19 protein-coding genes are annotated in these 20,712 nt (G+C 42.1%); 10 read left to right on the plus strand and 9 right to left on the minus strand.

Annotated features, from left to right (window positions below):
• Positions 1-27 precede the first annotated feature (27 nt).
• A complete protein-coding gene (locus CJD36_RS20965) occupies positions 28-1,023 on the plus strand; it encodes a Smr/MutS family protein (protein WP_105041171.1) in 996 nt (331 codons plus the stop codon).
• A gap of 1 nt (position 1,024) precedes the next feature.
• Here the strand turns inward: CJD36_RS20965 and CJD36_RS20970 are convergent, their stop codons facing one another.
• Genes CJD36_RS20970 through CJD36_RS20980 form a run of 3 tightly spaced genes read right to left on the minus strand, consistent with a single transcriptional unit; the run spans position 1,025 to position 6,298 of the window.
• Complete coding sequence (locus CJD36_RS20970) at positions 1,025-2,038, minus strand: transglutaminase domain-containing protein (RefSeq protein ID WP_105041172.1); 1,014 nt, start codon at positions 2,036-2,038, stop codon at positions 1,025-1,027.
• A gap of 16 nt (positions 2,039-2,054) precedes the next feature.
• Entirely contained in the window at positions 2,055-4,040 is a 1,986-nt protein-coding gene (locus tag CJD36_RS20975) for a tetratricopeptide repeat protein (RefSeq protein WP_105041173.1), read from the minus strand.
• 2 nt (positions 4,041-4,042) lie between these two features.
• Positions 4,043-6,298 (minus strand): tetratricopeptide repeat protein, encoded by a 2,256-nt coding sequence (locus tag CJD36_RS20980; protein WP_161499406.1) that lies wholly within the window; start codon positions 6,296-6,298, stop codon positions 4,043-4,045.
• A gap of 207 nt (positions 6,299-6,505) precedes the next feature.
• Here CJD36_RS20980 and nusB point away from each other — a divergent pair, with 207 nt between their 5' ends.
• From nusB to coaE, 4 genes are all read left to right on the plus strand, one after another.
• Entirely contained in the window at positions 6,506-7,435 is a 930-nt protein-coding gene (gene nusB, locus CJD36_RS20985) for a transcription antitermination factor NusB (RefSeq protein WP_105041175.1), read from the plus strand.
• A gap of 12 nt (positions 7,436-7,447) precedes the next feature.
• Positions 7,448-7,921, plus strand: a complete 474-nt coding sequence (locus CJD36_RS20990) for a DUF1573 domain-containing protein (RefSeq protein WP_205685667.1) — start codon at positions 7,448-7,450, stop codon at positions 7,919-7,921.
• Positions 7,922-7,970: 49 nt separating this feature from the next.
• A complete protein-coding gene (yajC, locus tag CJD36_RS20995) occupies positions 7,971-8,327 on the plus strand; it encodes a preprotein translocase subunit YajC (RefSeq protein ID WP_105041177.1) in 357 nt (118 codons plus the stop codon).
• Between the two features lie 319 nt (positions 8,328-8,646).
• Complete coding sequence (coaE, locus tag CJD36_RS21000) at positions 8,647-9,228, plus strand: dephospho-CoA kinase (RefSeq protein ID WP_105041178.1); 582 nt, start codon at positions 8,647-8,649, stop codon at positions 9,226-9,228.
• Between the two features lie 76 nt (positions 9,229-9,304).
• On the opposite strand, the gene CJD36_RS21005 is transcribed toward coaE, so the two are convergent.
• The 5 genes from CJD36_RS21005 to CJD36_RS21025 all read right to left on the minus strand — a co-directional run bounded on the left by CJD36_RS21005 (position 9,305) and on the right by CJD36_RS21025 (position 14,010).
• The gene (locus CJD36_RS21005; RefSeq protein WP_105041179.1) at positions 9,305-10,444 is read right to left on the minus strand and encodes an acyl-CoA dehydrogenase family protein; all 1,140 of its coding nucleotides are present in this window, start codon (positions 10,442-10,444) and stop codon (positions 9,305-9,307) included.
• A gap of 157 nt (positions 10,445-10,601) precedes the next feature.
• Positions 10,602-11,300, minus strand: a complete 699-nt coding sequence (gene cmk / locus CJD36_RS21010; RefSeq protein ID WP_105041180.1) for a (d)CMP kinase — start codon at positions 11,298-11,300, stop codon at positions 10,602-10,604.
• A gap of 386 nt (positions 11,301-11,686) precedes the next feature.
• Complete coding sequence (locus CJD36_RS21015; protein WP_105041181.1) at positions 11,687-12,646, minus strand: TlpA family protein disulfide reductase; 960 nt, start codon at positions 12,644-12,646, stop codon at positions 11,687-11,689.
• Between the two features lie 84 nt (positions 12,647-12,730).
• A complete protein-coding gene (locus CJD36_RS21020) occupies positions 12,731-12,979 on the minus strand; it encodes a hypothetical protein (RefSeq protein WP_105041182.1) in 249 nt (82 codons plus the stop codon).
• A gap of 179 nt (positions 12,980-13,158) precedes the next feature.
• A complete protein-coding gene (locus CJD36_RS21025; RefSeq protein WP_105041183.1) occupies positions 13,159-14,010 on the minus strand; it encodes an SAM-dependent methyltransferase in 852 nt (283 codons plus the stop codon).
• 201 nt (positions 14,011-14,211) lie between these two features.
• Here CJD36_RS21025 and carA point away from each other — a divergent pair, with 201 nt between their 5' ends.
• The 3 genes from carA (at position 14,212) to CJD36_RS21040 (ending at position 16,688) form a co-directional block, all read left to right on the plus strand.
• Positions 14,212-15,321, plus strand: coding sequence for a glutamine-hydrolyzing carbamoyl-phosphate synthase small subunit (gene carA / locus CJD36_RS21030; protein ID WP_105041184.1), 1,110 nt, complete (start codon positions 14,212-14,214; stop codon positions 15,319-15,321).
• A 76-nt stretch (positions 15,322-15,397) separates the two neighbouring features.
• Positions 15,398-15,658, plus strand: a complete 261-nt coding sequence (locus tag CJD36_RS21035) for a hypothetical protein (RefSeq protein WP_105041185.1) — start codon at positions 15,398-15,400, stop codon at positions 15,656-15,658.
• 76 nt (positions 15,659-15,734) lie between these two features.
• The gene (locus tag CJD36_RS21040; protein ID WP_105041186.1) at positions 15,735-16,688 is read left to right on the plus strand and encodes an NAD-dependent epimerase/dehydratase family protein; all 954 of its coding nucleotides are present in this window, start codon (positions 15,735-15,737) and stop codon (positions 16,686-16,688) included.
• A 365-nt stretch (positions 16,689-17,053) separates the two neighbouring features.
• Here the strand turns inward: CJD36_RS21040 and CJD36_RS21045 are convergent, their stop codons facing one another.
• The gene (locus CJD36_RS21045; protein WP_105041187.1) at positions 17,054-17,737 is read right to left on the minus strand and encodes a hypothetical protein; all 684 of its coding nucleotides are present in this window, start codon (positions 17,735-17,737) and stop codon (positions 17,054-17,056) included.
• A gap of 186 nt (positions 17,738-17,923) precedes the next feature.
• Between CJD36_RS21045 and CJD36_RS21050 the strand changes: the two genes are divergently transcribed.
• Together CJD36_RS21050 and CJD36_RS21055 are read left to right on the plus strand one after the other, a co-directional pair.
• Positions 17,924-19,480: a M20/M25/M40 family metallo-hydrolase gene (locus CJD36_RS21050; RefSeq protein ID WP_105041188.1), complete on the plus strand. Its 1,557-nt coding sequence runs from the start codon at positions 17,924-17,926 to the stop codon at positions 19,478-19,480.
• 117 nt (positions 19,481-19,597) lie between these two features.
• The gene (locus tag CJD36_RS21055) at positions 19,598-20,554 is read left to right on the plus strand and encodes a hydrogen peroxide-inducible genes activator (RefSeq protein ID WP_105041189.1); all 957 of its coding nucleotides are present in this window, start codon (positions 19,598-19,600) and stop codon (positions 20,552-20,554) included.
• The last annotated feature ends 158 nt before the right edge of the window (positions 20,555-20,712 follow it).

Genomic DNA, 20,712 nt, shown 5'->3' on the forward strand with positions numbered 1-20,712 from the left:
AGTTGTCGATAAACAAACAGATTTTTTATGAAATTTACTATAGGAGACAAGATATTATTGAAGCGAACGGGTGAAGAAGGTCATGTGGTTGCACTGATCGATAAGCAGATGATGGAGGTAGAGGTTAACGGCACTGCATTCCCTGTTTATATAGAAGATGTTGATCACCCTTATCTCAAGTGGTTTACAGAAAAGAAACCGCAAAAGAAAAGCAGTGCGCTGCCGGAGATTCCTGTGGAGCGTATCATAGAGCGTAAGCCTAAGCTGGCAACAGGTATCTATTTGTCATTTGTGCCCGTATTCAGAACAGAGGATATGGAAGAGGTGGTTGATTATATCAAGGTCTACCTGCTTAATGAACTACCTGTCGATATAAAGTTCAGCTATGATGTGCAGCTGGCGAATAAGAGCATATTTAAGCACGAAGGTTCACTACACTCCTTTGGTAATATATACCTGAATAATGTTACCTACAGCGACATGAACGATCAGCCGCGGTTTACCTGGAAGGTGCGGGATATTGGCAATGAAAAAATGGAGATGGCTGAAGGCATTGTGCGTATAAGGCCAACAAAACTATTCGAACACATTAACAATGTAATGCTGAACAGCGAGCCGTCTTTCAGCTACCAGATGATACAGGAATTCATGCCCAAGAAGAAGCCCGAGCCGCAGATGAAACTGGAGCAGAAGGAACCCGAAACACCTGGTATTGTAAATAAGCGCACGCTGGAGCCTGCTAAGTATGAAATAGACCTGCACATAGAGCAACTGGTAAAAAATGTAGCTGCGCTAAGCAATGACGAGATCATTAAGAAGCAACTGGACACTTTAGAAAAATACGTGCACTTGGCCATTGCCCACCATCAGCAAACCATGATAGTGATACACGGTATGGGCAAAGGTAAACTGCGTGAAGAAGTACATGCCATACTCAAGAAAACCCCCGAGGTAAAACGCTTTAAAAACGAGTGGAGCGGCAAGTATGGTTTTGGGGCAACTGAGGTGACGTTCAGGTATTGATCTACTTTTGTACTACCAACCTATAAGACAATAAGTAGTTGTTGTTATACAGCAAACAGAGCTTTGTTATTTTGTTGTTCCATACTTTATAGTCGTAGTAAATTTTATTGTTTTCAGTTTTAAAGTGTTGCAATTTTTCGAGCCGGGAATAGGGGCTTAGTATTTTTCCTGTCACATCAAATTCTGTGATAAAAGACCCATATTTCTTACTTACACTGTCTGACCCACTTCTAACAGTTAATTCAAAGCGCAAGGTGTCACCTATTCTCGCATTGATTTTCCCATTTAGTGGACTGAATTTTTCCAGAACTATGAGTTTGTTTTCTGAGTGGATTGCCGGGTAATTAATAAAATCGATTTTTGACAGTGGCTCAGTTATGAACAATAAACTGCTGTCGGTTGGATAATGGTTGAGTGCAAACATGCATGGTGGTGTGCAATAGTAGTAGTCATCATATTTCTTTGTGAATTTTGTATTAGTGTTATCACTGTTTCCACTTGCCCAGCATGCGTCGATCAGTTTCCATCCACCATTTATTTTAATTGCGTTCCATGAATGGTCTTCGTAAAAAGGTTGGCCTATTTCCTCTACGCTTGCTTTGGAGTGCCCACTTATTTTAATGCAAGTTATATGCGCCTTGTCGCATAGAAGTTTGAATAGAGTTGAGTAACCTTCACATATACCCATCTTCTTTTTTAACACTTTTTCCGCATACCGCTCATAAAATGCATCTTCAGCTTTCACACTGTCCTCATCGTCGTCCAGGCTATAACCTTCTATTGTTGGGTGGTGGTATTCATAGAAATCATAACTGATATGCTGTGTTATCCAATAAAAAATCGACCGCACCTTTTCCGAATCGGATGTGTAAGGTGCGGTCAGAGTTTTTGCCAGTTCATCGGAAGATAGATAACCTATAGATGCAGCATATTTATCGATCTTTGCATATGGGTTTTCTTTTGCAAAAGCAAACAATGGCAACAGCAGTAATAAACCTGCGACCAGATTTTTCATAGCATTTGGGTGACTTTTACAAATGAAAATTCGGATCAAACTGTTTCGCCTGCTGCTCGTAATTGCGGGCCTCGTTCAGATTGCCGAGTTCCTTATAAATGATGGCAATGAACTGGAATGATTTATAGCCGTAGAAATCGGGTTGCAATTCTATGGTGTGCTTAAAGTTGAGGATAGCAGAATCGGGTTTCTTCATCTGGTAATAGCACACACCTCCATTGAACTGAGCTACAACATTTCTCGGATCATACAGATTGGTCATTCGGTAGTACGTAAGTGCATTGGGATAATCTACCAAAGTTAGGTACAACGTACCCAGGTTGGCCAGAGCGTTAGATTTCTGCGGGTTGATTTTCAGTGCATATTTAAGGTGATAGGCCGCAGAATCATACTTTTTTGCCCTGAAGAATGCCGCACCTATTTCTGCCTGCGCATCCACGTTATCGTAGAATATTGCTAAAGACCTGTTCAGGAACTTAAAGCTTTCATCATTATACATTTTGGCCTTAACGGTATCTGTCTCAGCACCGCATTTCTTCTGCAATTCGCTGGCTACATAGTAGTTCAGGCGGGTGTTGTTAGGCATTTTAGCAGCATCTGCACTGTACAGCGTATAACTGTCCTTCCAATCGCGGTTACGAGCAAAAGTTTCTACCGCAAATGGCAGGCAAAGTATAGCCACCACTACCATTACTTTAGGCAGTTTAATGTCCTCAAAGGCTGCATTGTCTTTACCGATCACCCATTTCTCTACTGCCAGTGCAACGGCCAGGCAAGAGCCTACAGAGCAGAAGAACAAGAAGCGCTCTGCGAATGTAGATGCCAGCATAATAAAGATGTTCGAGAACAAAGAGATGGTTGCCAGGAAGAACAGTATACTGAATGCCCATGGGTCTTTCTTATTCTTTATAAGGCGCATAACTGCAAATACTGCCAGTCCCAGGTAAACCAGCAGAGACAGGATGACGCGGAAGTTAGCAAATGTCATGTATTTGATGGTGCTGAAGGAACGATCAATAGCTAATGGATAAGGGTAAAACAGCAACCTAATGTAATCGCCCAATATCCAGATTTCTGTTGCCAATCTAGAAGACGCGGACAAGGATTCCTTCACCAGCATATTATCCACAAAGTTTATCGGGAATTCCATGTCGCCATTTTCATGCACAATTTTTGCTCTTATAGCCAGGTACAGACCCGTGGCAATAAAGGTGCCTACTGTTATTCTTATAGCGCGTGTGCGGTTATCATCTATAAAGAAGAAGAAGATAAGCGGCACAATAGCAAGGAAGGTGATAACGGTCTCTTTAGAAAGAAATGACAGGAACAATGCGAATGTGCCCATTAGCAATTGCATGGTCTTTGCCGATTTCATATAATTGGCAAACATATTCAGAGACACAAATGCAAAGAAGAAGCAAAGCAGTTCATCGCGGCTTTTAATGTTGGCCACCACCTCGGTATGGATAGGGTGTACTGCAAAAAGCAAAGCAGCTATAAAAGCTACAGCCATTTTCTTGCGGTCGAACAACTTATTAAGGAAGATAAACAGACCGGCTACGCAACCCCCAAAAACAAGCAGGTTAGCAAAGTGGTGCAACCATGGTGTAAATGGTGTTTTAGTAGCGGTGAACATAGTAGACAATTCACACTCAGTAGCAAACATTACCAGCGACATAGGCCTGTACTCGTTCGACATGTTAGCGTAACCCTTAAGCCTTAATGTGCCTAAGATATCCGGTATCATCTTCATGCCCTGTGGTACTACAAAGTTGTCTTTGATCACCATCACGTCGTCAAGCACATAGCCATTTAATAAGGTATTGCTATAGACAAGCATGGCGATGACTGCCAATAGGATAGCCAATTTGGTTATCATTGACATTGGCTTCTTTTCCTTCGGTTCTTGTTTCTGCGGTGCCACGTTAGGCCTTGGTTGCACAGGCTGGCGTGGTGGTACATTTTGTCTTGGCTGATTGCCCTGATTACTCTTCTTGGCCACTACTATTTTAATTTAAAGTCTGAAAAATATTGTTTGGAGACAGCCTCGTATTTACGTGCCTGCTCCAGGTTGCCCAATGCCTGATACGAAAGCGCAATATATGGTATATTGGTTACCTGTTTAGGGTCGAGCGATAATTGTTTGCTGATGGTCTGTATGCAAAGGTCGTATTGCTTATTGAAGAAATAAGCACGCCCAAGGTTAGAATACGCATTGATGTAGTTAGGGTTAAGGCTCAGCGACTTGCTGAACATTACTATTGCCTGCGGGTAGTTTTTAGTATTCAGGTATATGGCTCCCAGGTTATTGATCATATTAGCCTCATTAGGATTGATGACCAGTGCCTTTTTAAAGTAAACTTCAGCCGAATCATACTGCCCCTTAGAGAAGTAAGCAACGCCTGTTTCCTGTATGGCTTCAGGATACCCCGGCTGGAATTCCAGCATCTTCTTATAATTGTATATCGCAGAGTCGTATTCTTTCAACTGGTTGTAAGTACGCCCCATGTTGAAATAGGCAAGTACAAAATTAGGGTTCACAACCAGTGCTCGCTTAAAAGTAGCTATAGCCTCTCTATACTTACCGGTAGCCATGTACACGCTGCCCAGGTTGTTAGTAGCAATAGGGTGGTTGGGGTTAAGCTGTAGCGTACGTTTATCATAGTACTCGGCCGAGTCGTATTGTTGCAGTCGGTCAAAGATCCTGCCCATCTCGGCATTGGCTTCGGTAAACTGAGGGTAGATAGACAAAGCTACCCGCAAATGCTCCTTTGCTTCTTTATCTATCTCCTTCTTCTTTACAGGGTCTGTCTCTTCCGCATATAAGCTTTCAGCCAGGGCTGTACCCAGGTAGTAATTCAGTCGGCTATCGTTAGGCGATTTTGCAAGGTCTGTTCGGTACAGGCTTACGCTATCCTTCCAATCTGCATTACGGGCTATGGTCAGTCCGCCGAAAACAAGTAGCAGAGGTACGAGAATAGCAAGAATTTTCGGACTTTTCAGTGCACTGATGTCAGGCGTTTCGCCTTTCAGTATCCATCTATCAACGGCAAAAGCACCTGCCATACACCAGCCTGCCGACGCCATAAACAGGAAACGTTCGCCCATCTCTGCACCTATAAGAATGAACATGTTGTTGAACAGGGCAATAGTGGCCAGGTAGAACAGTATTGCAAATGCCAGTGGATCTTTATTATTTTTAATGAACCGGGTTACCGCGGACCAGATCATAAAACCATAGGCCGCCATAGACGCGATAACGCCCACATTAGCAAATGATGCGTATGGTATAGCATTGTAAGAGTAATTGCAAACAAGCGGATAGGGGATAAACAACAATGCTAAATACTTACCCGATATCTGAATAGACGTTGCTATCCGGGTCATAAAATCAGGTGCCTGTGTTAGCGCATTGTCTATAAACTCTATTTGTCTGGTTTCATTAGCGGCGTACTTATCTAATATAACGGCCCTTATGGCTATAAACGCTATGGTGCTTAATACAGTGCCAAGGGTTATGAACAGAGCCCTTTGTTTGCTGTCATTCTTAAACAGGAAGAAAAGTACCGGTACCACACCAATGAACGTGATCACATTCTCTTTAGATATAAACGACAGGTACAGTGTAAAAATGCCAATGAGTAGGTGCTGTATCTTTCCTTCTTTCATGTACTTCATGAAAATATTCAGCGACATAAAGGCAAAGAAGAAGCAAAGCAGCTCATCGCGGCTTTTAATATTGGCTACAACCTCGGTATGGGTAGGATGTATGGCAAAAAGAAAGGCGCCAATGAATGCAACAATGATCTTTTGGCCATCAAAGAAGCGATGGAGGAATGAAAAGAACAAAACCACACATCCGGCAAAAACCACAATATTAAAGAAGTGGTACGGCGCAGGATTAAGCCCGAAAAACTCATGTTCTATTGCAAACATTACCAGCGATAATGGACGGTAGGTATCATTGGGTATGATGAGGTACCCCCTCATATGCGGTGTGGCAAGTAATTCCATTATACCCGCAAATCCTTTGGCAACAATGGTATTTTCCTTCACCATTATCACATCGTCCATTACAAATCCATTGTGTAATGAGTTGAAATACAACGCGAACGAGAGAGCAGCAAGTACCAGAGACAAAATTGTAAAATGGGACAGGCCGGCTTTAGGGCCGGTCTGGGTTGCCTGTAAAGGCTCAGTTTTCGTATTTGCAGGCTGTGTTGCCTGCGGCTTACCTTTAGATTGCTGTTGTTTGCTCATTACCTGGCTAATAGAACGTGTAAAATAAGCTATTTTATAGGTTTTAACCAATAGCCAGGACACAAGAATTGGCATATTTTCCGGTAATCGGGCTTTATAAATTTATTATGTGGTGGTTTATGTATTTACATTAACACATTTTTTTGTTGTTTAAAGTTTCACTTTACATACCTTTGCACCCCAAAACAAGGGGTTCTTTACTCATATATGATTAGCAGGAGAAATATCAGGGTGAAGGTGATGCAAACTCTTTATTCTTTGGCCTCGTTTGAAAAATCGGAGGTAGAGAATAAATTGACCGTTGCACGAATGCTTAATGAGAAGTTAGATCACGTACTGGATGTTTTTACCGTGTGTGTACTGTATCCGATCAAAATAGCACAATACGCCGAATCAGACTCTTTACATCGTTCGTCTAAGTACATTCGTACCGAAGAAGATATGAATGTGAATGTGCGCATAGCCACCAATTCTTATGTCTTGAAGACATTGGAAAAGGCTTCTTTTACTGAAAAGATAAAGAAGGATAAACTGGAGCGTTTCATAGATGAAGAGTGGGTGAAGAAAATTTACCAGCAGCTGGCTAAGAGCGATGAATACGCTACCTACCTCGAAAATCCTCAGACACCGGCAGGCGACAAGAACATTATCCAGTTCATATGGGACAAGCTCATAATGGAAAATGAATCTATGGTGAGCACTTTTGTTGATGACTTGCCCGGTTGGGAAGACAACAGCGAACTGATCATCATGTTGATGCAGAACTTCTTCAAAAACAGTTCTAAGGTCGACTTCCTGAAATTGCTGACTCCCGAGAAAAAGGAATATGCGCATGATCTGCTTCTGGCAGTGCTGGATAAGGAAGCTTATTGCCTGGAACTAATAGAGCCAAAGTTGAACAACTGGGATAAGGAGCGCGTAGCTTTGATAGATCTTTTGTTGCTGCGTATGGCTGTGTGCGAGTTCCTTTATTTTCCTACTATACCAACCAAGGTTACCATCAACGAATATATAGATATAGCCAAGCAATACAGTATGCCACAGAGCGGACAGTTTGTAAATGGTGTATTGGACAATTTGCTGAAGGATCTGGTAAAGGAAAACATGATCCGTAAAGAAGAAAGAACAGGAAGATAAAATAGAATGAATATGAAACGCTATCTTTTAATTGCTCTTTTAGGTATTGGTGCTGCATCTTGCAACAGCAATACTCCTGAGGCTCCCAAAGGTCAGTTGCCTACAAGCCTTGTGAACAATCCGCACACTGCTAACGGCATAGATACAGTATCTGCTGCCCGCAAGCCTACTATGGATTTTAAAGACACAGTTCATGAGTTCGGTACCATCCATCAGGGAGAGTCAGTAACACATGAGTTTACCTTTACTAACAATGGTAAGACGCCTTTGCTCATCACTAATGCATCTGGCTCTTGCGGTTGTACTGTTCCGGTATATCCTCATGATCCCGTAGCACCCGGTAAGACTGAAGTAATAAAGGTTACCTTTAACTCAGCAGGAAAGGGTGGACACCAGGAAAAATCGGTGACCATTACTACTAATACTGTACGTAGCATTCACATGCTGTATATCAAGGGTGAAGTAGAAGTGCCAAAGAATAAGTAAAATGTAAAAGCCACTAAAGGGCAATATTTTAAATACAAAAAACAGAAAAATGCAGATAGTATTAAGTTCAATTATGTTGCAGGCAAGTGGACAGAGTCCGTACATGTCTATCGTTCTAATGGTGGGTATGTTTGCCGTTATGTATTTCTTTATGCTGCGCCCACAGGCAAAGCGTGCTAAAGAACAAAAGAAATTTGCTGAAAGCATGAACGCTGGTGAATACGTGATCACTACGGCGGGTATACACGGCACAATACAGAAAGCTAACGAAGATGGTACTTTACAGTTGGAAATAGCTCGTGGTATGGTGGTAAAAATAGAGCGTGCAGCTGTTTCTATGGAAACAACAGCAGCTTACCGCAAGAAACAAGATGCTGCTTCAGGTGTTGCAGTAGCTACCAAATAAATCAATCTTTTAGAATAATATTAATGGTGTCAACTATCTTTAAACGATAGTTGGCATTTTTTTTGATTAGTGTATGTGTCAGCGTATTAGTATTTGCTTGAAATTAAATGGTAGGTTCAGTTGCTTCGGCATTCTGGTCAATGTCATTTTGTTTAAGGCCCGAAATAGCATGTGATGATGCCGAAGGTATCACATGTTTATAGCAAAAGCCGGTAATGATTTGGGAACGATGCCGAAGGTATCGCATGTTTAACTAAGCGAATTCACATTAAATAAATGACGCCTGATATATTGGATAGCGTTTAACAACAACAACACATTGCTAAAAGTAGGTATCACAGGAGGAATAGGATCAGGCAAATCAGTAGTCTGCAAAGTGTTTGAAACGCTGGGTATCTCTGTGTTCAATGCAGATAATGCAGCCCGCTACCTGATGGAAAATGATGAGCAACTCATTACTGCTATTAGTCGGTTGTTGGGCAATGAGGTCTACAACAATAACCGGTTAGACAGAGCAAGAGTATCCGACATCATCTTCCGCCAACCTGAGAAATTACAACAACTCAATGCACTCGTGCATCCTGCTACTATTACCTATGCAGCAGAATGGGTAGGTCGCCAGCAAGCGCCTTACATAATTAAAGAAGCTGCCATCTTCTTCGAGAGTGGCAGTTATAAAGAGATGGATGTAATGGTGGGGGTGTATGCGCCTAAAGAGCTGCGCATAGCCCGCACAATGGCAAGGGGAGGGCAGACCCGTGAAAAGGTTCTCGACATCATTTCAAAACAAATGAACGAGGAAGAGAAGATGGGTCGCTGTGATTATGTGATCACCAATGAAGACGTTACCGCCATAACCCCACAGGTACTACAGTTGAATGAGCTCTTCCTGAAGAAATAACATAACCAACCACATAAAACCAAAACAGGCCATCTCTTCCGAAATGGCCTGCTCATTTATTTATCTTAATTAGTTACTAGCTCAATATCGCTCTTGAAATAACCAGCTTCTGTATTTCGCTGGTGCCTTCACCTATTGTGCACAACTTGCTGTCTCGATAGTACTTTTCTACAGGGAAGTCTTTGGTATAACCATAACCACCGAATATCTGTACCGCTTCAGTAGAAGCCCTTACACAAACTTCAGATGCATAGTACTTAGCAAAAGCCGACTCCTTGGTCATTGGCATGTTGCGGTTCTTCAGGTCAGCAGCCTGGTAGATCAGCAATTCAGATGCTTCGATCTCAGTAGCCATATCAGCCAACTTGAAAGCGATAGCCTGGAAATTGCAGATAGGCTGATCGAACTGGTGACGCTCTTTTGAATACTTCAAAGATGCCTCGTAAGCACCCTTTGCAATACCCAATGAAAGCGCTGCGATAGAGATACGACCACCATCCAGTATTTTCATAGCCTGCTTAAAGCCACTGCCTACTTCGCCCATGCGCTGTGCATCAGAGATACGGCAGTTGTCAAATACCAGCTCTGCGGTCTCACTTGCACGCATACCCAGTTTGTTTTCCTTCTTACCTGCTGCAAAGCCCGGTGTGCCACGCTCTACTATAAATGCAGTTACATTATTCTTAGCACGCTTTTCACCTGTACGAGCCAATACTACAGCTACATTACCTGTGATGCCATGAGTTATCCAGTTCTTAGTACCATTTAGTATCCAGTCATCACCATCGCGTGTTGCGGTGCAAGCCATGTTGCCCGAATCACTTCCTGTGTTGGCTTCGGTAAGTCCCCATGCTCCTATCCACTCGCCGGTAGCCAGCTTAGGTAGGTATTTCTTCTTCTGTTCTTCGTTACCGAAATAAAGGATATGGCCTGTGCACAAAGAGTTATGGGCAGCTACCGACAAACCGATAGATCCACAAACCTTAGCTATTTCACTAACCACAGTTACGTATTCAAAATAACCGAGACCGGAACCACCATATTCAGTAGGAACCAAAACACCCATCAGGCCCAATTCGCCGAGTTTTTTGAAAACTTCAACAGGGAATTTTTGTGATTCATCCCACTCCATCATTTCGGGGCGGATGTGTTTGTTGGCGAAATCGCGGATCATTTCCGCAATAGATAGCTGTGTATCAGTATATTTAAAATCCATGAGTATGTTGAAAATGCTGCGCAATTGTACAACAAATTTTCGGGATAAAATATTGATTTCATGAGAAATCCCCTAAACCACCGGCAATATTCGTAAGATATTTATTTTTATATTCTAAATGGGTGATGAACTAGATGTCATGTTCTTAAGTAGCAGCCTACGCTTGCGCTCTCGCCATAGATCTTTCCTTCACCCAGCCTATCACTTTGTCCAGTTGTTCTTCACGGGTCATGGAGCTATTGTCCAGCAGCAGGGCATCTTTTGCCTGGTGCAGCGGACTTTCTTCGCGGGTACTGTCTATATAATCACGTAGTTCCAGGTTGTGGCGTACTTCGTCTATAGTTATGTGTGGGTTGGTGGCATGCATTTCTTTGAAGCGGCGCATAACGCGCACTGCGGGATCGGCTACCATAAATACTTTCAGTTCAGCATCAGGGAAGACAACAGAGCCAATATCACGACCATCCATCACTATGCCTTTTTTACGACCCAGGCGTTTCTGTTGGGCTACGGCAAAGTGGCGTACCTCCTTTATTGCAGCCACCTGGCTTACCTTATCGGCTACAAGCATATCTCTTATAGGCAGAGATACATCCTCGTCATTTAGATAAATGTCCGATGTTTTAGAGTCTTCGTTAAATACAAAGGTGATGTGTATGTCGTTCAATGCAGCAACAACCTCATCATGATTATTGTAGTTAACGCCATTGCGCAGGAAATACAATGTAATGGCCCTGTACATTGCGCCGCTATCAATATAGGCATACCCAAGCCTTACAGCAAGCTGCTTTGCTATAGTGCTTTTACCACAAGATGAAAAACCATCTATTGCAACAATGATCTTATTGGTAGCCATGCTGCAAAGTTAGCAGAATAGTCTGAAAGATGAATATGGCTGAAGGATGAAAATTTAGGTGTTATGCCGTCTGATCTTCTGAACATGCCACGCATGTCATTCATGCAAATACTTACATATCCCTTTGAGAGGTTATCCCTCACTCAGATTTTTATACTAATTATATATCAAGATGAGGGGTACCTTATACACTCTCCTCCTTTTGAAGGTGCCGGTAACGGCACGAGCGTAGCTCTGTACCCGACAGTATCGGCTTTTTCAGCCGATGCTGTCGGGGGAGGTGGTTATCTGCGGATCAGGGCACTAAAAACTCTATCGCTTTCAATACAAAAATTGGGTAAGGTTTGGCTTAGAGACGGCCGGACAGAGCCACAACAAATCCCTCCTTATTTCTTCAACCACTTTTCCATATATACCGGATCCAACTGGTAGTAGTTACTCTGAAATTCCGCCCTCCCATTATTGATCCAATAGATAGCTGGAGTGCCCTCACCCGCCATCAGCGTAAACTCATCATTATGCGGATAGTAAAGATGCGGAATGTCTATGGCGTGAGATTCATCAAAGAATTGCTTTTCTTGTTCCGGAGCGCCCGCCAACACCATATAAATGGGAAATTCAGGGTGCTTGCGGTGAATGATCTGTAACAAGTATGCCGCTTTCTTGCAGTGTGGACAATAGTAGCTGGCAAAGATCACAATATGCTTGCCATGCAGCAGGTCTACAGCAGGCTTGGGCGTAAAGCTGTAAAGCGGACTTATATCTAGTGTTTTCTTATAAGGTACAGGTGCGTTGCTGGTGTCCAACGGATTGACAATAAAGCATATAGACATAGCCGCTACTATTACCGGCGGTAGCATTATGTCCTGGTACTTATACGGTTTCACTTTGTATATGAACATCAGTACCACCGTCATGACTATCATCACCACATTCTTTATTATAGCATTAAGTGGCGACATAGACAATTTGTCCCCAAAACAGCCACAGTCGCCTGCATTGCCGTGTTTAATGATCACAAAGATCAGGTAAATGATAAAAAATATCAGAATACTGATTACAGCCTTGTAGGTGAATTTTTCAAGGTATATATGTAACAGCAGAAACAAACCCAGCATAAATTCCAGGCCTATCATTCCTCGTGCTAATATTCCTGCTACCAGCTGACTATCAAACCCCAGGTCTATAAATGTCCACTGGAAATTGTCGAAAGCATTATAGCTGTGTATCTTACTATAGCCTGAAAAAAAGAAAATGCCGGCCAGTAATATCAATAAGATAAGGCCGGTAATGCGTTTAGCAGAAAATCCTTTTTTCTCAACAGGTGGGTGAACTTCAATATCCATAAATAGTAAATAACGCTCCAAAATTAGCGCATTAATGTCTATTGATAATGATAAAGGAACCTTAAAGAATAATTACAGATAACCCTAGTATAGGTAGCAGGTTTCTACGGCAGTGATGTTATTATTAACGGTGCTGTCCGATTCTTTTTCGCAGGTAGTTTTAGCGCCCGATTTCAGATCCTGTATCTCAAATTCCTTGCTGTTAGAGGCAGGAAGACCAGGGTAGCCGCTGTACTTAATGTCGCAATGACAAATGTATTTCTTAACACATGAGGTATAAGACATCATGCTGGTAAATGCTATTGCTAAAAGTATAGTCGGGCGTAGTTTCATTGTTTACAAAAGTATTTTGCTGTTGCAAGATAATAATTCAAAAGTAAAAACACAAACTTGTTTTAATCCGGCAATTTGACAATGAGACAATTAGCCAATGTGTGTCGCGCAAAGAGTTCTCCTTGTATACGATTAACATACAGCCACATAATAGCTTTTTACTTTTAACTTTTTACTTTTTACTTTTTATTCTCGCACATAACAAGGTAGTAACCCCATTTCTGTTTCAGATATGCCTTTTTCTGCGCCAGGCCGGTTTTGTAGTGGATCTTAGAAAAATGACTGGCATTGTAGATCATATTATAAGCCTTGGTGCCTATCGCACCAGCCAGACTGGCAATGTACATGCGGTTCACAGACTTTACCACTTCCTTACTCACATCCCTTATCTTGCTCACCTCAAAAGAATTGCGGGAGGTTACCTCGTGCAGTTCAGAAATAGATAGAATGTCAGACATAGCCCAACCATTCAGCATGGTCAGCATATCCTGCTCACCGGTAATGTCGTATGGCTGAGGTTTGAAGATATCTGCAAACAGTATTTTTCCACCCGGTTTTATAATGCGCTTCATTTCCCTGAAGAAATCATCCTTATTGGTGGCTGTCTGCATACTCTCTATGCACCAGGCAAAGTCGAATGTATTATCTGCAAAGTTAGTTTTGGTATAGTCTTGTTGTGAAAAAGTTACTTTATCACCTACGCCCTTGCTATTGGCGAGTTCCGTTGCGGTCTTTACTTGTTTCTCACTAAGTGTAATACCTTTTACCGTACAACCAAGATTTTTTGCCAGGTATATACTCGATCCGCCTATACCACAGCCACCATCAAGAACTACGTCGGTAGATTTAATACCACCCATGTTCATCAACAGGTAATTGGAATTAAGGACGGCTTCCGCCAGGTTTTTGGTATTTTCATCCCATATGCCATAGTGCAGCCCCATACCTTCTTCCAGTTTCCAGTGCATACGGTAGTGCACCTCCGTCTGGTCGTAGTAATTCTCAATATCCTTGTTGGTAAATAACTTCATCTCAATGGCCGCTTTAAAGTACAAATGTAACAATTATATCGCTTTATGTAGGTTGACTGCAATCGTTCTGTCGTTTTAAACATTCCATCTTGCGGTATGCATGTTTGCATGAACCACTTACAAATTCAATTATCAAAAATGAGAAATAAGCATTGAGCGGTAAAATCAATTTTGTTACATTTGCACAATTTGTTTTTTTACATGGCTTCTACACAAAATACTCCCGCCTGGTTATTATTAAAGGACGGTACAATATTTAAAGGCATATCCTTTGGCGCCAAAGGCACTACTGGTGGCGAAATTTGTTTTAATACTGGCATGACCGGCTATCAGGAGGTATTCACAGATCCTTCATATACTGGGCAGGTATTGATAATGAATAATGCTTATGTGGGTAATTACGGAGTGAAGAACGAAGATGTGGAGAGTGATTCTGTAAAGATCAGCGGCCTTATTTGTAAGAATATTTCCGATCGTTTTTCGCGTATGAACGCGAACGACAACCTTGAAAATTACCTTGTTAATAATAACATAGTTGCCATTCACGATGTCGATACCCGCGCACTCGTGCAGCATATTCGAAGCAAGGGCGCTATGAATTGCATCATCAGCACTGAGTTTTCTGATGAAGCTGCTTTGAAAGAAGCATTGGCCAAAGTGCCCGATATGGATGGACTAGAGCTTTCATCGGAAATATCTACAAAAGAACCGTACACTGCAGGTTCACCAGATGCTGCCATTCGTATTGCTGTTATGGACTTCGGTGTAAAGAAGCACATAATACAATGCATGGTCGACAGAGGTGCATACATAAAAGTATTCCCTGCAAAGACTGGTATTGATGAACTGAAGAAGTTTGAAGCCCATGGTTACTTCATATCTAATGGTCCCGGCGATCCTGCTTCTATGGACTATGCGGTGAAAACAGTAAAGGATATATTGGCTACCAATAAACCATTCTTTGGTATCTGTCTAGGTCACCAGTTATTGGCTCGTGCTAATGACATCCCTACGTTCAAGATGCACCATGGTCATCGCGGCTTAAACCATCCGGTAAAGAACATCATTACAGGCAAGAGCGAGATCACTACCCAAAACCATGGTTTTGGCGTAGATCCTGAAGCCGTGAAGAACAGCGATAAGGTAGAAGTAACGCACGTAAACCTTAATGACGGTTCTATTGAAGGTATCCGCATGAAGGGTAGGGCAGCGTTTTCCGTACAATATCACCCTGAATCAACACCGGGTCCATTCGATAGCCGCTACCTGTTTGATGACTTTATAGGCAATATCAAAAAAGAGATGCTTTAAACCACACTTACTTATGATAAAGTGTGCAGTTATTATTTTCTGTCTATTAGCTGTCGGATGTAATACATCTCATCGTATGTACACAATTTCCGGAAAGCGAATTTATTATAGAGAAGTAAAAAAGAGAATAAAACCAGTTGTTGATAGCGCATATTTACATGAATGGGGTGTGAAAAGATGGCAGATTACATGCTATAAATATAATATTTTTGATGGAGTGATATCGGTAGAAACAGAAAATAATAAAAAAAAGTATAATAAAATATCAATTAAATTGGATTCTAACTACAATGTATTGAAAACAACGATGTGGTATGATTTTCCACCTGTATATTAGATAAGTTTTATTGGCAATGAGTATTATACTCCGAAAGCAACTTTATACTAAATAAGCAACTAACTACACAACAAAAATGAAGCAGGAAAAGGTACTCATCATAGGTTCGGGTGGACAAATAGGCGTGGAACTGGCAATGGCCTTACGCAAGGTATATGGCACTGATAATGTTATAGCCAGCGATCTTCGCGAAGCGCACCCCTTACTGAAAGATGCAGGGCCTTATGTGATACTGGATGCAATGGATGGTAAAGCCATTCATGAATTAGTGAAGAAAGAAGGTATTACACAGATCTACCTGCTGGCAGCTATGCTCTCTGCAACGGGAGAAAAAGCGCCTATGAAGGCATGGGATGTGAATATGAACAGCCTGCTGCAGGTACTGGAAATAGGTGTACAGGAAAAGCTGACCAAGATTTACTGGCCAAGTTCTATAGCTGTTTTTGGTCCTACCACACCCACGTTAAACACTCCTCAGCAAACAATAGTAGAACCACGTACAGTATACGGCATCAGTAAGTACACCGGTGAACTGTGGTGCCAGTATTACAACCAGCGTTGGGGACTTGATGTGCGTAGCATCCGTTACCCTGGCCTAATTAGCTGGAAGTCTGAACCCGGTGGTGGCACAACAGATTATGCGGTGGAGATCTATCACGAAGCACTAAAGAATAAGAAATACACAAGTTTCTTGTCGGAAAACACCTACCTGCCCATGATGTATATGGACGACGCTATTCGCGCCACCATAGAACTGATGGAAGCACCGGTAGAAATGATGAAGACAAGAATGTCTTACAATCTGTCGGCAATGAGTTTCTCCCCTAAAGAAATTGCCGCAGCCATACAAAAGCACATCCCCGATTTTACAATAGACTATAAACCCGATTTCCGCCAGGCAATAGCCGACGGATGGCCTAAGAGCATAGACGATTCTGTAGCCCGCTCAGACTGGGGCTGGAGAAACAATTTCGACCTCGACAGCATGACAGCAGATATGCTGATGCACCTAAGAGAAAAAATGGGATAATGGGTTAATGGAAAATAATATTTTTGATGATAATAAAGCCGCATTTTGCGGCTTTATTCATTTTCGCCGGCTGTCGGTCTGACCGACGGCACATCGAGGCGTATCGTCTTTGTGTATTATTCGGAAGTTTCTCTTTTTTGCTAATATCAGTTAGACTACAAAATATGGTATTCAAAACATGTCATTGCACCGTTAGGGCAATGTCATTGACCTTATGGTTTTTAATACTCTAAATGTATTGCCCTGAAAGGGCAAACTCAATAGCGTGGGGCGTTAGCCCTACGTAGAAAACACCCCAATGACGAAGCCCTGTAAGGGCGCACTCCTGTGACTGCGGCATTAGAGTATGGCAAAGTTCCTGATCTCTATCGTTGAATCATTTTTGCGGGTTGCATCGGATTTACGTCTGGCTGCATATCTACTCGTTGTCTCCAAAGCTTATGTGCCAGAGCCTGGGCTTCTTTAACAGACGCATGCTTGTTGCTTATTTTCTTAAAAATCATGTTACTGCGCGGTTGTAATATTTTGTCGGCATCCTGCTCAAGCCTCTCTTTTACCTGCGCTGAACTCGTAAGAACATGTAAAGTAGTATCGAAAAGCGGTGTGAGTATAGCCTCTTTATGAGCTTTATCTATCTTTATTTTTACAAAAAAATAGGCGCTTTTCGGTTCTCTATGATGAAGGGTTTTTCTTGGAACTGCACATATATTAGCAAACATTCCTTTACTTGTTTTAGACATAAAAGCCATAAACAGGGGTATTGCCATCTTCCGCTCCCCAATTTCAGTTAAATAATAGAGGTATACCTTATTATGCTCTTCTAAAACATAGCCACTGTCTTTTTTGTCGATCTCCGGGAATGGCTTGTAAACTTCATCAAAGGTCTGAACTAAGTAAAACTCATGCTGATCCGTTTCCCATAAACCTAATAAGTTAGTATCAACTTTTATCTGTGGTTTTTCATCTATTGTGTGAAACGAGATGGAGTCGCATCCGGTTAAAATAGTGCCGGTAATTATGAACAGGAGGAAAGAGAGATGTCTTTTCAAAGTAGGTATTTTAGTAATTAAAAGTAAGTGAATAGTGGCTAATGTCGTATGAGTTCACATTCAAAAGGTATACACCAACCGGGACATGCCCGAAGGCTTTAACAATTTATCTAGTCAACGTAATTCTACAACCAAATTAAAATTTCTCTCCCTTTTTTCCTATTTTGCTGACTACAAAAAATCTTAATGAAATATACAATTATACTTCTGGCAGTCGCGGCTTCAATTCTGTCTTTTAAAGGTGATCACTCTGAAAGGGTTGATATTCATACGGTAATGCAGATAAAAAATGAAGGATTCAACAACTCCAAGGTGTTGGGTACTTTGTTTGAGCTGACCGACGTTAACGGCCCGAGGCTCACCGGCTCGGCAGGTATGAAAAGCGCGGAAGTATGGGCAAAGAATAAGCTAACAGAATGGGGACTGGCTAATGCCGCAATAGAGCCATGGGGAGGCTTTGGCAAAGGCTGGGAGATCAATAAGAACTATGTGGCCATGACCGCACCTTACTATCAGGCTTTGATTGCCTGCCCTAAAGCCTGGACACCCGGTACCAATGGATTGGTAAGTGGTAACGCTGTATTGGTAAAAATAGACAGTGTGCAGGATATGGCTAAATATGCCGGGCAACTACGTGGCAAGATAGTGGTAATGGGCGGCATGAGTACCGAGGTAAAACCAAATTTCACTGCGGATGCCAAGCGTTATACAGACGAAGAGTTATCTAAAATGCTCGATTGGCATAATGAAGAGAGTGCTACAAATCTTAGTCAGAAACCTAAAGCGTCGGCACCGGCAGGCAGGCCGGGAGGCAATCTCAGAAAAATGGTCGACTCGTTTTTGTATGCCGAAGGTGCTACTGCGGTGCTGAGTGGCGGTCGTGGTACAATGGGTACTTTATTTACCAGCAATGGCGCATCACGCGCCTGGGATGCCAAACCGGTATTGCCTGAAATGGAAATGGGTAGTGAACACCTGGCCCGTTTAATAAGGTTGCTGGAAGTGAACAAAGAAGTAAAGATAGAAATGGATACCCGCACCACCTTCCAGACTGTTGATAGTATTGAGAACAACGTTATAGCCGAAATCCCAGGCACAGATAAAAAACTAAAGTCTGAGCTGGTCATCATTGGCGCACATATGGATAGCTGGCATGCATCTACCGGTACTACAGATAATGCTACAGGTGTAGTGGTAATGATGGAAGCAATGAGAATTTTGAAAGCCATTGATATCAAGCCACGCCGCACCATTCGTATTGTGCTGTGGAGTGGGGAAGAGCAGGGGTTATTGGGTTCTCGTGCTTATGTAAAAAATCACTTTGCAGACAGGCTTACTATGGAGTTAAAAGATGACCACAAAAAGGTATCTGCTTATTACAACCTCGATAATGGTGCAGGTAAGATCCGGGGTATTCACCTGCAGAGCAATGATGAGGTGAGAAATATCTTTGAATCGTGGATGGAGCCGTTTAAAGATCTGGGAGTTACCACTGCTACTATCAGAACTACCGGTTCTACCGATCATATTTCTTTCGATGAAGTGGGTATACCCGGCTTCCAGTTCATTCAGGATCCATTGGAATATGGTAGCCGCACGCACCACACCAATATGGATTCTTATGATCGTATCAACGGTAATGACCTTATGCAGGCATCTATAATAGTAGCATCATTTGTGTATAATACTGCCATGCGCGATGAAATGATACCGCGTAAATCACTACCCGTTATCAAAAAATAGTATGGCTAAAATGTTGGCAATTAGTTTTGTTTAGTTTTTTATTGAAAAAATTAAACAATAGTTTGTTAGTATAATTGTATGTTTGTATCCTGATTCACGATAACATCACACTTCCATATGACCATAATACAATTAGAATACGCTATTGCACTCGCTACTTACAAGAGTTTCGTTTCGGCGGCAGAAAAATCTTTTGTAACACAGCCCACGCTCAGCCTGCAGATACAAAAACTGGAGGAAGAACTGGGGGTTAAAATATTTGATCGCAGCAAGCATCCTATTGACATAACGGCAATGGGTAAGGTGATCATCGATCAGATTCGTAAAACACTCGAAGAGTTTGAACGTATTCACGAACTGATACAACAGCAGCAAAATGTTATTTCGGGCACCTTCAAATTGGCTGTAATTCCTACAATTGCACCTAGCATACTGCCTACATTGCTGGAACATTATGCTATCAATTTCCCCGATATCAGGCTCGATGTAACTGAAATGGAAACTAACCGCATCATCACAGCGCTTCGCAATAACGAAATAGATGCCGGTTTGTTGAGCACGCCATTAGAGCAGAAAGATATCAAGGAATATCCATTGTATTATGAGCCATTTGTTGCCTACCTCCGCAGTGATGATAAGTTGCTGAAGAAGCGCATGATCGAGCCTTCGGATGTAGAGTTGGAGCGCATCTGGATGTTGAACGAGGGCCATTGTATGCGCAATCAGATCATTGATCTGTGCAGCGACCAAGTGCAGCGCCTGCAGGCCAAGAGGCCATTTCGCTATGAGAGCAGCAATGTGGAAACACTGCGCCGCATGGTAGATAAGAATGGCGGATTAACTATTCTCCCTGAAATGGCTACAACAGAATTTGACGAAGACAGGATAGAAAATGTACGCTACTTCGTAGAGCCTGAACCGGTACGCGAAATTAGCCTCGTAACAAATGATCATTTTGTTCATTTCTCCATACTCCAGTCTATGATGGATGAAATTCTGAAGCTGGTACCTGAAAAAATGAGGGTGCAGAAGAAGAACAGAAAAGTACTTCGTATACAGAGCGCAAGGTTGTAAATATCTATTTTTATATAAGAGCGGGGTGTTGAAAGCAATTTCAACACCCCGCTCCTTTAGAGCTAAATTGGTTAATTGTATATAAAACAGTTCATAAATTGTGCACTGTGGTGCCCTATAAACCATCTAAGAATCAATTGTTTTGGCCGAAATTCAGG

This window comes from Flavipsychrobacter stenotrophus, assembly GCF_002954265.1.
GTDB lineage: Bacteria > Bacteroidota > Bacteroidia > Chitinophagales > Chitinophagaceae > Flavipsychrobacter > Flavipsychrobacter stenotrophus.

Excerpts from the sequence above, each read along its gene's own strand:
- CJD36_RS20970 (WP_105041172.1), bottom strand. The coding sequence starts at position 2,038 with ATGAAAAATCTGGTCGCAGGTTTATTACTGCTGTTGCCATTGTTTGCT.
- CJD36_RS21020 (WP_105041182.1), bottom strand. The coding sequence starts at position 12,979 with ATGAAACTACGCCCGACTATACTTTTAGCAATAGCATTTACCAGCATG.
- nusB (WP_105041175.1), top strand. The coding sequence starts at position 6,506 with ATGATTAGCAGGAGAAATATCAGGGTGAAGGTGATGCAAACTCTTTAT.
- CJD36_RS20980 (WP_161499406.1), bottom strand. The coding sequence starts at position 6,298 with ATGAGCAAACAACAGCAATCTAAAGGTAAGCCGCAGGCAACACAGCCT.
- CJD36_RS21050 (WP_105041188.1), top strand. The coding sequence starts at position 17,924 with ATGAAATATACAATTATACTTCTGGCAGTCGCGGCTTCAATTCTGTCT.
- CJD36_RS21005 (WP_105041179.1), bottom strand. The coding sequence starts at position 10,444 with ATGGATTTTAAATATACTGATACACAGCTATCTATTGCGGAAATGATC.
- CJD36_RS21025 (WP_105041183.1), bottom strand. The coding sequence starts at position 14,010 with ATGAAGTTATTTACCAACAAGGATATTGAGAATTACTACGACCAGACG.
- yajC (WP_105041177.1), top strand. The coding sequence starts at position 7,971 with ATGCAGATAGTATTAAGTTCAATTATGTTGCAGGCAAGTGGACAGAGT.
- CJD36_RS21035 (WP_105041185.1), top strand. The coding sequence starts at position 15,398 with ATGTACACAATTTCCGGAAAGCGAATTTATTATAGAGAAGTAAAAAAG.
- CJD36_RS21055 (WP_105041189.1), top strand. The coding sequence starts at position 19,598 with ATGACCATAATACAATTAGAATACGCTATTGCACTCGCTACTTACAAG.
- carA (WP_105041184.1), top strand. The coding sequence starts at position 14,212 with ATGGCTTCTACACAAAATACTCCCGCCTGGTTATTATTAAAGGACGGT.
- CJD36_RS20965 (WP_105041171.1), top strand. The coding sequence starts at position 28 with ATGAAATTTACTATAGGAGACAAGATATTATTGAAGCGAACGGGTGAA.
- CJD36_RS21040 (WP_105041186.1), top strand. The coding sequence starts at position 15,735 with ATGAAGCAGGAAAAGGTACTCATCATAGGTTCGGGTGGACAAATAGGC.
- CJD36_RS20990 (WP_205685667.1), top strand. The coding sequence starts at position 7,448 with ATGAAACGCTATCTTTTAATTGCTCTTTTAGGTATTGGTGCTGCATCT.
- CJD36_RS21015 (WP_105041181.1), bottom strand. The coding sequence starts at position 12,646 with ATGGATATTGAAGTTCACCCACCTGTTGAGAAAAAAGGATTTTCTGCT.
- cmk (WP_105041180.1), bottom strand. The coding sequence starts at position 11,300 with ATGGCTACCAATAAGATCATTGTTGCAATAGATGGTTTTTCATCTTGT.